The following is an 11,765-nucleotide window of genomic DNA, read 5'->3' on the forward strand; positions in this document are numbered from 1 at the left end:
ATGCGGGTGCCCGAGGCTCCCTGACATGGTTCGGTACAAGTGCCACGAACACGGCGAACAGTGCTGGTTCGCCGATCTCGACGACCAGGAGTGCGGTGGCAGGTTCGCCCTCTACCTGTTCGAGGAGGTGGCGTTCAGGTCCGGCGAAGCCGTACCCGCCTGACCGCGTGGTCGGCGCCCTTCTTCAGGACGAGGTCGGCCCGGCCCCTGGTGGGGGCGATGTTCTCGACCAGGTTGCGCTCGTTGATGTCGCGCCAGACGTTCACGGCGAAGACGGTGGCCTCCTCGTGCGACAGCTCCGCGATGTGCCGGAAGTACGACTTCGGGTCCTCGAAGGCGGTGCGGCGGAGCTTGTGGAAGCGTTCGACGTACCAGGTGCGGATGTCCTCGGCCTTGGCGTCCACGTAGATGGAGAAGTCGAAGTAGTCGTTGACGGCGAGCGAGGTGGGCGGGGCGGGCTGCAGGACGTTCAGCCCTTCGATGATGAGGATGTCGGGGTTCTTCACGGTCTGGACCGCGCCGGGAACGATGTCGTACTCCAGATGGCTGTAGACGGGCGCCTGCACCTCGGCCGCCCCCGCCTTGACCTCCGCCACGAACCTGACCAGCGCCCGCCGGTCGTAGCTCTCCGGGAAACCCTTGCGCTGCATGATCCCCTTGGCCTCCAGCACCGCGTTGGGGTAGAGGAAGCTGTCGGTGGTGACCAGCTCCACGTGCGGGTGCTCGGGCCAGCGGGCCAGCAGCGTGTGCAGCAGCCGCGCCGTGGTGGACTTGCCCACCGCGACGCTCCCGGCGATGCCCAGGATGTACGGCACGCGCTCCTCGGGGTGGCCGAGGAACGCGCTCAGCACGCTGCTGCGTTGCTTGGATCCGGTGAAGTGCAGGTTGAGCAGCCGGGTCAGCGGGAGGTAGATGTCCGTGACCTCGGTCAGGTCGATGGGGTCGTCCAGACCGCGCAGCTCTTCCAGCTCTTCGGCGGTGAGAGTCAAGGGCGTGTTCTTGCGGAGCTCGCTCCACTGCTCCCTGCTCAGTTCCACGTAGCCGTTGTTCACCTAGGCAGCGTAGCGATGTACGACAAATCAGATCATGGGCGGGCCCGGATTCGGTGTCCACAGCCTGTGGACAAAACATGGGGATTATCGAGAGCCTGTTCGGGGAAAGAAGATCGGTTCCGCGAAATCGTTATGCAATGGTTGGCGGGCGGCTACTGTTCCAAGGCGTGGATCGCCGTCGCTTCCTCACCACCATGACCGTCGCCGGCGTCGCCGGGCCCTTCGCCGGAGTCGCCTGCGCCGGGCGGCAGGGCGGCGCCCAGGCCGCCCCCAGCGGGTACGGCCCCCTCCGCCCCGTGCCCGACCTGCGCGACGGCAAGGTGCGCCTGCACCTGCCCGACGGCTTCAGCTACCGCTCCTTCAGCGCGGCCGGCGAGAAGTTCAGCGACGGCGGCGTGGTGCCCGGCAGGCACGACGGCATGGCCGCCTTCGCCGGGCCCGGCGGCACCGCCATCCTGGTGCGCAACCACGAGGTCGGCGGGGCGGTCGGCGCGTTCGGCGACCGGGAGCGGGCCTACGACCCGATGGCCGGCGGCGGCACCTCCACCCTGCGCGTCACCCGCCGGGGCGAGCTGGTCAGGTCCACCCCGTCGCTCACCGGCACCATGCTCAACTGCTCCGGCGGCCCGATGGCCTGGCGGGCCTGGCTGAGCTGCGAGGAGACGGTCAACGGCCCCGACGTGGCGGACGCGCCGGGCGGCGCGGGCAACGCCAGGCTCACGCGGAAGCACGGCTACGTCTTCGAGGTGCCGCTCGGCCGGGCGGCAACGGCCGAGCCGGTGCGCGCGGCCGGGCGCTTCGCGCACGAGTCGGCCGCCTTCGACCCCTCCACCGGCGCCATCTACCTGACCGAGGACAACTTCTCCCACCCCTCCGGCTTCTACCGCTACCTGCCGCCCAGACACCCGATGCTGGCGGGCAGGCTGCTCGACGGCGGACGGCTGCAGATGCTCGCCGTCGCCGACGCCGACCGTGCGGACCTGTCGGCGGGGCAGCCGCCGGGCGCCGCCTACGCGGTCGAGTGGGTGGACATCGACGACCCCGATCCCGGCTTCCGCGCGCGGACGCCGTACGACGAGGCGGTGCAGGCCGTCGGCCGGCAGGGCCGGGCCAAGGGGGCGGCGATCTTCGCCCGGCTGGAGGGCGCGGTGTACCACCAGGGCACCGTCTACTTCGTCTCCACCCAGGGCGGCGACACCTCCCCGGCCGACCCGATGCCCGAGGGCTTCGGCAAGGGACGCGGCCAGGTGTGGGCGTACGAGACCTGGAGCCGCAGGCTCCGGCTCGTCTACGAGTCGCCGCGCGCCGCGGTGCTCGACCTGCCCGACAACATCACCGTGAGCCGCCGCGGCACGCTCGTGCTGTGCGAGGACGGCGACGGCGACAACTACCTGCGCGGGCTCACCCCGGCCGGGCGGCTGTTCGACTTCTGCCGCCTGGCGCCGATCAGCGGCGACCCGGGCGCCGAGTTCGCGGGCTCCACGTTCGGGCCCGGCGGGCACACGCTGTACGTCAACGTGCAGTCCAAGCAGGGCAGGTCGTTCGCGATCTGGGGCCCGTGGGAGCGCGGGCTGTTCTAATGAAGGCATGATCCTGGGCATCGGCGTCGACGTGGTGGACATCGCGCGCTTCGAGCGCGCCCTCGAACGCACCCCGGGCCTGCGCGAGCGGCTGTTCACCGAGGGCGAGCGGCCGCTGCCGGTGCAGTCGCTGGCCGCCAGGTTCGCCGCCAAGGAGGCCGTGGCCAAGGCGCTCGGCGCACCCCGCGGGCTGGGGCACCAGGAGGCCGAGGTGTGCCGCGACGAGCTGGGCAAGCCCGAGCTGCGGGTCAGCGGCCGGGTCGCCGAGACGGCCTACGAGCTCGGCGTCAAGCGCTGGCACATCTCGCTCAGCCACGACGCGGGCGTGGCCGTGGCCTACGTGATCGCGGAGGGATAGTTTCGGATCATGCGCACCGCCTACACCGCCGACCAGATCCGCGCCGCCGAGCACACGCTGATGGCCACGCTGCCGCCGGGCACGCTCATGCAGCGCGCCGCCGCCGGGCTGGCCGCCGCCTGCGCCGCCCTGCTGGGCAAGGTCTACGGCAGCCGCGTGGTGCTGCTCGTCGGCAGCGGCGACAACGGCGGCGACGCCCTCTGGGCGGGCGAGCGGCTGGCCCGGCGCGGCGCCCGGGTGGCGGCGGTGCTCGCCGGGGCCAAGACGCACGAGGCGGGGCTGGCGGCGTTCCTGCGGGCCGGGGGACGGGTCGCCGAGCGTGACGCGCTCGGGACGGCCGACCTGGTCGTGGACGGGCTGGTCGGCATCGGGGCGTCGGGGGCGCTGCGGGAGCCGTACGCGGGGCTGGCGGAGGAGGCGAACGCGGGCCGCGCGCCCGTCGTCGCCGTGGACGTGCCGAGCGGCGTGGACGCGAGCACCGGCCGGGTCGAGGGCGCGGCCGTGCGCGCCCGGCTGACGGTCACCATGGGCGCGCTCAAGACCGGCCTGCTGGTGGACCCGGGCGCGGCCCGCACCGGCCGGGTCGAGCTGGTGGACATCGGGCTCGGCCCCCACCTGCCCGGCCCCGACGTGGCCGCGCTCACCGACGGCGACGTCGCCGGCCTGCTGCCGCGCCCCGGCAACGAGTCCGACAAGTACCGCAGGGGCGTGCTCGGCGTGCTGGCCGGCAGCGACCTCTACACCGGCGCGGCCGTGCTGGCCGTGGGCGGGGCGCTGCGCGCCGGGGCGGGCATGGTGCGCTACGCCGGCCCGGCCGAGCCCGTGGCACAGGTGCGCGCCGCCTGGCCGGAGGCCGTGATCACGCCGCTCGACCGGCCCTCGATCGAGGACGTCGGCCGCGTGCAGGCATGGGTGCTCGGGCCCGGCCTCGGCACCGGCGACTGGGCGCACGAGCTGGCCGCCCAGGTGCTCGGCACCCACCTGCCGGTGCTCGTGGACGCCGACGGGCTGAGCGTGGTGGCGGGCGACCGCTCGCTGCTGCGGCGCTCCGCGCCCACGCTCATCACCCCGCACGCCGGCGAGCTGGCCCGGCTGATCCGCGCCGGCCGCGAGGACATCGAGGCGGCCCGGCTGGAGCACGCCCGGGCGGCGGCGGCCGAGCTGGGCGTGACCGTGCTGCTCAAGGGCTCGACCACGGTGGTGGCCGAGGAGTCGAGGCCGGTCCGGGTCAACCCGACGGGCACGTCCTGGCTGGCCACCGGCGGCACCGGCGACGTGTTGTCGGGGGTGGCGGGCGCGCTGCTGGCGCAGGGGCTCGGCCCGTACGACGCGGGGTCGTGCGCCGCCTACCTGCACGGGCTGGCCGGCCGGCTGGCCGCCGACGGCGCCCCCCTGGCCGCGGCCGACGTCGCCACCGCCGTGCCCGCCGCCGTCCGCGCCCTGACGGCCCGGACCTGACGGCCCGGACCTGACGGAATCTTCCGCCCGGCGTCCCCCGGAGGGCGAAAATCGCGCTCGACCACGGCGGTGAGCTGCCACACTGGAAGGATGTACTCCTCGATGGCCACGCCCGCCGAGGCACGCGTCGACCTGGCCGCGATCAGGCACAACGTCGCCCTGCTCAAGGAGCGCACGGGCGTCGAGCTGATGGGCGCCGTCAAGGCCGACGCCTACGGGCACGGGCTGGTGCCGTGCGCGCGGGCCGTGCTGGAGGGCGGCGCGAGCCGGCTCGGCACCGCGTTCGTCAGGGAGGCGCTGGAGCTGCGCGCGGGCGGCGTGAGCGCCCCCGTCCTGGCCTGGCTCATCACCCCCGGCGAGCCGCTGGAGGAGGCCCTGCGGCACGACGTCGAGCTGTCGGCCGCCGACGTGCGGCTGCTCGACGAGATCGCCGCCGCCGCGCGCCGCGCAGGCCGCGCCGCGAAGCTGCACCTGGAGGCCGACACCGGCATGAGCAGGGGCGGCGCCCCGCTGGCCGCCTGGCCCGGTCTGCTGGCCAGGGCGCTGGAGCTGCGGGCCGAGGGGGTCGTCGAGATCGTCGGCCTCTGGTCCCACTTCGCCTGCGCCGACGTCCCCGGCCATCCCTCGGTGACGCAGCAGCTGGAGGCGTACGAGGAGGCGCTGAAGCTGGCCGAGCAGGCGGGCGCGGCCGGCTCCCACGTGATCAGGCACCTGGCCAACTCCGCGGCCGGCCTGACCCTGCCCGAGGCCCGCTACGACCTGGTCCGGCCGGGCATCGCGATGTACGGCCTGAGCCCGATCCCCGAGCAGGGCGGCTTCGGCCTGCGCCCGGCGATGACGCTGGTGGCGCGGGCCGCGCTGGTCAAGCGCGTGCCGCGCGGCTCAGGGGTCTCCTACGGCCACCTCTACACCACCGACCGCGAGACCACGCTGGCGCTCGTCCCGCTGGGCTACGCCGATGGCATACTCCGGCACGCCACGGGCAGAGCGGAGGTGCTCGCGGGAGGGCGGCGGAGGCGGGTCGCCGGCCGCGTGTGCATGGACCAGTTCATGATCGACATGGGTGACGACCCGCTCGCCGCGGGCGACGAGATCGTGCTGTTCGGCCCGGGCGACGGGGGCGAGCCGACCGCTCAGGAGTGGGCCGATACGCTCGGCACGATCACGCATGAGATCGTGACCAGGATCGGCTCGCGGGTGCCGCGGGTCCACACCAGCACGGGTGCTTGACGCGCAGAAGGATCGGGGAGATGACGACGACAACACGGCGCCGCAGGGTAGGCATCGCCGGCGCGCTCGTCGGCGCGGCGTCCGCGGGGGTCGCGGCGGCCGCCATGGCCAAGCGCTACGCGGTCGGCCGCATCAGGCTGCGTCCCGACACCGAGGCCAGCGAGCCGTTCGGCGAGCTGCGCGGCAGGGAGCGCACCTTCGTCACGAGCGACGGCGTGGAGCTGCACGTGGAGCTCGACGGCCCCGAGGACTCCCCGGTGACCATCGTGTTCTGCCACGGCTACTGCCTCAGCTCCGAGTCCTGGCACTACCAGCGCAAGGACCTGCGCGAGAACTACCGGCTGCTGCTGTGGGACCAGCGCTCCCACGGACGCTCGCAGCGCGCCCAGGCCGACGAGGCCATGATCGACCGGCTGGGCGACGACCTGGCCGAGGTGATCGAGGAGTTCGTGCCCGGCCCGTGCGTGCTGGTCGGCCACTCCATGGGCGGCATGACGATCATGGCGCTGGCCGACCGCCACCCGGCGCTGTTCGGCGACCGGATCCGGGCGGTGGCGCTGCTCGCCACGTCGGCGGGCAAGCTGGCCGAGCTGACCCTGGGCCTGCCCGCGGCGTTGTCGAAGGTCTTCCACAAGGTCGCGCCCGGCACGGTGTCGCTGCTCGGCAAGCGCGGCGCGCTCATCGACCGCACCCGCCACGCCGGCAGCGACATCGCCTTCCTGATGACCCGCTACATGGGCTTCGGCGACTCGAGGAACGTCAGCCCCACCGTCGTCGACTTCGCCGAGTCCATGATCAGGGCCACGCCCACCGAGGTGTTCGCCGACTTCTACCCGGCCCTGATGAACCACGACAAGCTGGCCGCGCTGCACGTGCTCGACCCGGTGCCCACCGCCATCATGGTGGGCGAGCACGACTGGCTCACCCCGCCCGACCACAGCAGGGCCATCGCGGCGGCGCTGCCCAAGGCGCAGCTCACCGAGGTGCCCGACACCTCGCACCTGATCCAGCTCGAACGTCCCACGGTGGTCAACGACGCGCTGCGCGACCTGGTCAAGAGGGTGGAGCCGTAGTGATGCGAGCGGCCACCGCGGAGGCCATGCGCGCCTTCGGCGCCCGCCTGGCCGCGCACCTGCGCGCCGGCGACCTGGTCGTGCTCTCCGGGCCGCTCGGCGCGGGCAAGACCACGCTGGTGCAGGGCATCGCCGAAGGGCTGAAGGTGCGCGGCCCCATCACCTCGCCGACGTTCGTCATCGCCCGCGTGCACCCGTCGCTGCGCCAGGGCCCGCCGCTCGTGCACGTCGACGCCTACCGGCTGGGCGGCGACCTGGAGGTGGACGACCTCGACCTGGACGCCTCGCTGGAGGAGTCCGTCACCGTCGTGGAGTGGGGCGAGGGGCTGGTCGAGGGCCTCGCCGACGACCGGCTGGAGCTCCACATCGACCGCGAAACGGGCGACGAGGCCCGGGTCGTGACCGTGCGCGCCGTGGGCCCGCGCTGGGCCGACACGCCGGTTGATCGGCTCGAAGGGTAAAACCCCGGCCGTCCTCCGGTAAAGCTGGCACCCTTGACGTACCGGGCCCGCGATTAAATCATGATCGTTGGCTAGGGATTCGCCCAGATTTTCTGGGTATCAGGGAGGGCGACATCCACGTTTTGGGTGGATGCTGGTGGCAAGACGGCAAAGTGGGGTGCGGCCGGTGCTCAGGGTCAGGCGTGTCGCGTACGCGGGAGCCATCGTCATGGTCGGTCTGACCGGCTGCACGGCCTCGGCCGAGACCACACCCACAGCCACACCGACGGCGACGGGCACCACAAGCCCCACCGGCACCACGAGCCCCAGCTCGGTGCCCACCGTCACCAGGCCCAGCATCCAGGTTCAGCTCAACCCCGACCGGGTCACCGCGGGCCAGACCAACACGGTCTGGATCCTCGCCAACTGCCCGGTGCCGACCGGCGGCCCCGCCCACACCGGCACCGCCCAGTCGCGGGCGTTCGTCACCGGCGCCACGCTCAACCCGGTGCCGTCCGGCGCCAGCTCGCCGACCCCCACCGGCACCGTCAACGGCTCGCCCTGGGTGCGCGGCTCCGCGCAGGTGTCGGGAACGGTCCGGCGCGGCACCTACACCGTCAGCGTCAAGTGTGACGGCACCAACGACGCCGGCACCGCGAGGCTCCGGGTCGTGGCCGGCGAGGCCCTGCCGACCCACGTGCCCACCCGGGCCCCGCGCGCGGGCGGCGGCGGCACGTACGCCAAGGACTTCGAAGAGGACTCCTCCATCCCCTACGGCCCGGCGGGCGTGCTGGTCGGTCTCGTGGCGATCGCGGGCATCGGCTGGGCGGTCAAGCGGCGCAAGGCGTAACGCGATGGCACGACCGGGACGGGTCGTCGTCGCGGGGATCGTCACCGGCCTGGTGCTGGTCGCCTTCGGCAAGGGCGCGCAGCAGCAGGCGTCCACGCCCGCCGCGAACGTCGTGCCCGAGAGCATCGACATCCCCTCCATCGACCTGGAGGCCCCGCTCATGAAGCTGGGCCTGGCCAAGAACGGCGACGTCGAGCTGCCGCCGTACGAGAAGCCCAAGGTCGCCGGCTGGTACGAGGGCAGCGCCGTGCCCGGCGAGAAGGGCGCCTCCGTGATCATCGGGCACGTCGACACCAAGACCGCGCCCGCCGTGTTCTACAAGCTCAGGGACTTACGCAAGGGCCAGACGGTCAAGGTCGAGCGCAGCGACGGCAAGACGGTCACGTTCAAGGTCGACGCGATCGAGCAGGTGCACAAGGACAGCTTCCCCACCCGCCGGGTCTACGTCGAGGACGGCCTGAAGCTGGTCACCTGCGGCGGCAAGTTCGACTACGCGCGCGGCGAGTACCTCGACAACATCATCGTCTACGCTTCCCAGGTATGAGCCACCCTCCTGCCTCCGGCGGCACCCGCGTGCCCTGGGCCGAGGTGCATCCGGCGGTCCGCGCGAGCGTGGAGGAGTTCCTCGGCGCGCCGGTCGCCGAGGCGGTCACCCAGCCCGGCGGGTTCTCCCCGGCCGCCGCCGTCCGGGTGCGCACCGAGGACGGCCGGCGCGCCTTCGTCAAGTCCGTCGGTCCCGAGCCGAACCCCGACACCCCGCGCATCTACCGCTCCGAGCTGAAGATCGCCGCCGCCCTGCCCGCGTCGGTGCCCGCGCCCCGGCTGCTGACCGGCTTCGAGCTGGCGGGCTGGGTGACGCTGGTCTTCGAGGACGTCGAGGGCGGCCATCCCGAGCTGCCCTGGCGGCGCGACCAGCTCGACCTGGTCCGCGACGCCGTCGGGCGCATGGCGCGGGCGCTCACCCCCTCGCCCATCGACGCGCCGCCGATCGCCGAGGTGTTCGGCGAGGCGTTCCAGGGCTGGCGCCGGCTGACCGGCGAGGACACCACGGGCCTCGACCCCTGGGCGCTGCGCCACCTCGGCGAGCTGGCCGAGCTGGAGTCGTCGTGGGAGCGGGCCGCGGCCGGCGACAGCCTCGTGCACGCCGACTTGCGGGCCGACAACATCCTGCTGTCCGGCGAGCGCGTCTACGTCGTGGACTGGCCGTGGGCCTGCCATGCCGTGCCCTGGTTCGACCTGGTGGGCATGCTGCCGTCGGTCGGCATGCAGGGCGGGCCGCGGCCGTGGGAGCTGTTCGACGACCCCGACCCGGCGGTGACCGCCGTGGTCGCCGCCCTGGCCGGGTACTTCGTGCGGCAGTCGCGTCAGCCGGCCCCGCCGGGGCTGCCGACCGTGCGGGAGTTCCAGGGGGCGCAGGGCGTGGTCGCGCTCGACTGGCTGCGGCGGCGTACGGGCTGGGCGTGACGGCGGCCGGGCCGGGCGTCACGGCAGGGTGAGCGCCGCGCTGCCGGTAGGCTAATCAGTCGTGCTGGTCCTGGCCTTTGATACCGCGACACCCGCCGTCACCGCCGCGCTCCACGACGGCGAGCGGGTGCTCGCCGAGCACACGACGATCGACGCCCGGCGGCACGGCGAGCTGCTCGCCCCCACCGTCGAGCTCGTGCTGGCCGAGGCGCGCGCGACCCTGCGCGACGTGACGGCGGTGGTGGCCGGCAGCGGCCCCGGCCCCTACACCGGGCTGCGTGTCGGCCTGATGACCGCGCAGGGCCTCGCGACCACGCTCGGCGTCCCGGCGTACGGCGTCTGCACGCTCGACGCGCTCGCCTACGGCAGCGGCCTGGGCGAGCCGTTCATCGCCGCCACCGACGCCCGGCGCAAGGAGGTGTTCTGGGCCCGCTACGCCGACCTGCGCACCCGCGTGGAGGGGCCGTTCGTGGACCGGCCGGCCGACGTGCCGGCCGAGGGCGTGCCGGTCATCGGCGCCGGCGCCGACCTCTACCGTGACGTGCTGCCGGCCAGGGGGGCCGAGGCGCCGCCTTACCCGTACGCGGGGGCGCTGGCCGCGCTCGCCGCCGAACGGCTGGCCGCGGGCGTCCCGCTCGACCCGCCGCGCCCCATCTACCTGCGCCGCCCCGACGCCGTCGTGCCCGGCGCGCCGAAGAAGGTGCTGGCGCCCGCCGAGACCCGCGGCGAGAGCAAGCGGGAGCCGGCGTGAGGCTGCGGGCCATGACCATGGCCGACCTGCCGGCGGTCATGGCGATCGAGCGGGCCACGTTCCCGCTCGACGCCTGGAGCGAGGGCATGATGCGTGGCGAGCTGGCCGACATGCCGCGCTCGCGCCACTACGTCGTGGCCCTGGTCGAGGACGAGATCGTCGGCTACGCCGGCCTCGCCGCCGCCGCCGACCAGGCCGACGTGCAGACCATCGCGGTCCTCGACAAGCACCAGGGCCGCGGCATCGGCGGCGCCCTGCTCACCGAGCTGCTGGCCGAGGCCAGGCGGAGGGGCGCCCGCGAGATCTTCCTGGAGGTCCGCGCCGACAACCCGCGCGCCCAGGCGGTCTACCGGCGCTTCGAGTTCGAGGAGATCGGCACCCGCCGCCGCTACTACGACGACGGCACCGACGCGATCATGATGAGAAGGAAGCTCGATGGCTGACGAACCCCTGATCCTCGGCATCGAGACCTCCTGCGACGAGACCGGCATCGGCATCGTCAGGGGCCACACCCTGCTGGCCAACACCATCGCCTCCAGCATGGACGAGCACGCCAGGTTCGGCGGCGTGGTGCCGGAGGTCGCCTCGCGCGCCCACCTGGAGGCCATGACGCCCACGGTGGAGGCGGCGCTGGCCGCGGCCGGGCTGCGCTTCGCCGACATCGACGCCGTCGCCGTCACCGCCGGCCCCGGCCTCGCGGGAGCGCTGCTGGTCGGCGTGGCGGCGGCCAAGGCGTACGCGCTCGGCCTCGGCGTCCCCCTCTACGGCGTCAACCACCTGGCCGCCCACGTGGCCGTGGACGAGCTGGAGCACGGGCCGCTGCCCAAGCCGTGCATCGCCCTGCTGGTCTCCGGCGGGCACTCCTCGCTGCTGCTCGTCCCCGACGTGACCGGCGACGTGATCTCGCTCGGCTCGACCGTGGACGACGCGGCGGGCGAGGCGTTCGACAAGGTGGCGCGGGTGCTGGGGCTGCCGTTCCCCGGCGGCCCGCACATCGACCGGGCCGCCCGCGACGGCTCCGGCACGGCGATCGCGTTCCCGCGCGGCAAGCTCGACGACGGCACGCTCGACTTCTCCTTCTCCGGCCTGAAGACCGCCGTGGCGCGGTGGGTGGAGGCGCGCGAGGCGGCCGGGCAGGGCGTGCACGTGCCCGACGTGGCCGCGTCCTTCCAGGAGGCCGTGGTGGACGTGCTGACCCGCAAGGCGCTGCAGGCCTGCCGCAAGTACGGCGTGGGCGACCTGCTCATCGGGGGCGGCGTGGCCGCCAACTCGCGGCTGCGGGCGCTGGCCCAGGAGCGGTGCGACGCGGCCGGGGTGCGGCTGCGGGTGCCGCGGCCGGGGCTGTGCACCGACAACGGCGCCATGGTGGCGGCGCTCGGCTCCGACCTGGTCGCGGCCGGGGTCGAGCCGTCCAGCCTGCAGATCCCGGCCGACTCGTCGCTGCCGGTCACCACCGTCCGCGTCTGACCGCGGGTCCCCGGCCGCTCGCGTCCCGAGGGGGGAGGAGCG

Annotated in this window: 14 protein-coding genes; 13 read left to right on the forward strand and 1 reads right to left on the reverse strand. The window is 73.9% G+C overall.

Annotated features, from left to right (window positions below):
• Positions 1–25: 25 nt before the first annotated feature.
• Positions 26–163 carry a hypothetical protein gene (locus MF672_RS15215; protein ID WP_242372075.1) on the forward strand — a complete coding sequence of 46 codons (138 nt, stop codon included), beginning with the start codon at positions 26–28 and terminating at the stop codon, positions 161–163.
• Here MF672_RS15215 and coaA read toward each other — a convergent pair.
• Entirely contained in the window at positions 135–1,037 is a 903-nt protein-coding gene (gene coaA, locus MF672_RS15220; protein ID WP_242372133.1) for a type I pantothenate kinase, read from the reverse strand. The two genes, MF672_RS15215 and coaA, sit on opposite strands and share 29 nt — an antisense overlap.
• Before the next feature lie 182 nt (positions 1,038–1,219).
• On the opposite strand from coaA, the gene MF672_RS15225 reads away from it, so the two are divergent.
• The 12 genes from MF672_RS15225 to tsaD all read left to right on the forward strand — a co-directional run bounded on the left by MF672_RS15225 (position 1,220) and on the right by tsaD (position 11,723).
• Positions 1,220–2,632 (forward strand): alkaline phosphatase PhoX, encoded by a 1,413-nt coding sequence (locus tag MF672_RS15225; protein ID WP_242372074.1) that lies wholly within the window; start codon positions 1,220–1,222, stop codon positions 2,630–2,632.
• 7 nt (positions 2,633–2,639) lie between these two features.
• Positions 2,640–2,990, forward strand: a complete 351-nt coding sequence (locus MF672_RS15230; RefSeq protein ID WP_242372073.1) for a holo-ACP synthase — start codon at positions 2,640–2,642, stop codon at positions 2,988–2,990.
• A gap of 9 nt (positions 2,991–2,999) precedes the next feature.
• Positions 3,000–4,448, forward strand: coding sequence for an NAD(P)H-hydrate dehydratase (locus MF672_RS15235; protein WP_242372071.1), 1,449 nt, complete (start codon positions 3,000–3,002; stop codon positions 4,446–4,448).
• Positions 4,449–4,550: 102 nt separating this feature from the next.
• Entirely contained in the window at positions 4,551–5,678 is a 1,128-nt protein-coding gene (gene alr / locus MF672_RS15240) for an alanine racemase (RefSeq protein ID WP_242372131.1), read from the forward strand.
• Between the two features lie 20 nt (positions 5,679–5,698).
• Positions 5,699–6,751, forward strand: a complete 1,053-nt coding sequence (locus MF672_RS15245) for an alpha/beta fold hydrolase (RefSeq protein WP_242372069.1) — start codon at positions 5,699–5,701, stop codon at positions 6,749–6,751.
• A gap of 2 nt (positions 6,752–6,753) precedes the next feature.
• Entirely contained in the window at positions 6,754–7,212 is a 459-nt protein-coding gene (gene tsaE, locus MF672_RS15250; protein WP_242372067.1) for a tRNA (adenosine(37)-N6)-threonylcarbamoyltransferase complex ATPase subunit type 1 TsaE, read from the forward strand.
• Between the two features lie 208 nt (positions 7,213–7,420).
• Positions 7,421–8,041, forward strand: a complete 621-nt coding sequence (locus tag MF672_RS15255) for a hypothetical protein (RefSeq protein WP_242372065.1) — start codon at positions 7,421–7,423, stop codon at positions 8,039–8,041.
• Between the two features lie 4 nt (positions 8,042–8,045).
• Complete coding sequence (locus tag MF672_RS15260; RefSeq protein WP_242372063.1) at positions 8,046–8,585, forward strand: class F sortase; 540 nt, start codon at positions 8,046–8,048, stop codon at positions 8,583–8,585.
• Positions 8,582–9,505 carry an aminoglycoside phosphotransferase family protein gene (locus tag MF672_RS15265; RefSeq protein ID WP_242372062.1) on the forward strand — a complete coding sequence of 308 codons (924 nt, stop codon included), beginning with the start codon at positions 8,582–8,584 and terminating at the stop codon, positions 9,503–9,505. The genes MF672_RS15260 and MF672_RS15265 overlap by 4 nt, the downstream gene beginning before the upstream one ends.
• 61 nt (positions 9,506–9,566) lie before the next feature.
• Positions 9,567–10,256: a tRNA (adenosine(37)-N6)-threonylcarbamoyltransferase complex dimerization subunit type 1 TsaB gene (gene tsaB, locus MF672_RS15270; RefSeq protein ID WP_242372061.1), complete on the forward strand. Its 690-nt coding sequence runs from the start codon at positions 9,567–9,569 to the stop codon at positions 10,254–10,256.
• Positions 10,257–10,267: 11 nt separating this feature from the next.
• The gene (rimI, locus tag MF672_RS15275; protein ID WP_242372129.1) at positions 10,268–10,699 is read left to right on the forward strand and encodes a ribosomal protein S18-alanine N-acetyltransferase; all 432 of its coding nucleotides are present in this window, start codon (positions 10,268–10,270) and stop codon (positions 10,697–10,699) included.
• Positions 10,692–11,723 carry a tRNA (adenosine(37)-N6)-threonylcarbamoyltransferase complex transferase subunit TsaD gene (gene tsaD / locus MF672_RS15280; protein WP_242372060.1) on the forward strand — a complete coding sequence of 344 codons (1,032 nt, stop codon included), beginning with the start codon at positions 10,692–10,694 and terminating at the stop codon, positions 11,721–11,723. Before rimI ends, tsaD begins: the two co-directional genes overlap by 8 nt.
• Positions 11,724–11,765 lie beyond the last annotated feature (42 nt).

Origin of the sequence: Actinomadura luzonensis, assembly GCF_022664455.2 — a bacterium.
In the GTDB taxonomy this organism is placed as follows: domain Bacteria; phylum Actinomycetota; class Actinomycetes; order Streptosporangiales; family Streptosporangiaceae; genus Nonomuraea; species Nonomuraea luzonensis.

Bases quoted from the DNA above. Each gene is read 5' to 3' on its own strand.
- MF672_RS15215 (WP_242372075.1), top strand. From the start codon at position 26: ATGGTTCGGTACAAGTGCCACGAACACGGCGAACAGTGCTGGTTCGCC.
- MF672_RS15230 (WP_242372073.1), top strand. From the start codon at position 2,640: ATGATCCTGGGCATCGGCGTCGACGTGGTGGACATCGCGCGCTTCGAG.
- MF672_RS15235 (WP_242372071.1), top strand. From the start codon at position 3,000: ATGCGCACCGCCTACACCGCCGACCAGATCCGCGCCGCCGAGCACACG.
- alr (WP_242372131.1), top strand. From the start codon at position 4,551: ATGGCCACGCCCGCCGAGGCACGCGTCGACCTGGCCGCGATCAGGCAC.
- MF672_RS15245 (WP_242372069.1), top strand. From the start codon at position 5,699: ATGACGACGACAACACGGCGCCGCAGGGTAGGCATCGCCGGCGCGCTC.
- tsaE (WP_242372067.1), top strand. From the start codon at position 6,754: ATGCGAGCGGCCACCGCGGAGGCCATGCGCGCCTTCGGCGCCCGCCTG.
- MF672_RS15255 (WP_242372065.1), top strand. From the start codon at position 7,421: ATGGTCGGTCTGACCGGCTGCACGGCCTCGGCCGAGACCACACCCACA.
- MF672_RS15260 (WP_242372063.1), top strand. From the start codon at position 8,046: ATGGCACGACCGGGACGGGTCGTCGTCGCGGGGATCGTCACCGGCCTG.
- MF672_RS15265 (WP_242372062.1), top strand. From the start codon at position 8,582: ATGAGCCACCCTCCTGCCTCCGGCGGCACCCGCGTGCCCTGGGCCGAG.
- rimI (WP_242372129.1), top strand. From the start codon at position 10,268: ATGACCATGGCCGACCTGCCGGCGGTCATGGCGATCGAGCGGGCCACG.
- tsaD (WP_242372060.1), top strand. From the start codon at position 10,692: ATGGCTGACGAACCCCTGATCCTCGGCATCGAGACCTCCTGCGACGAG.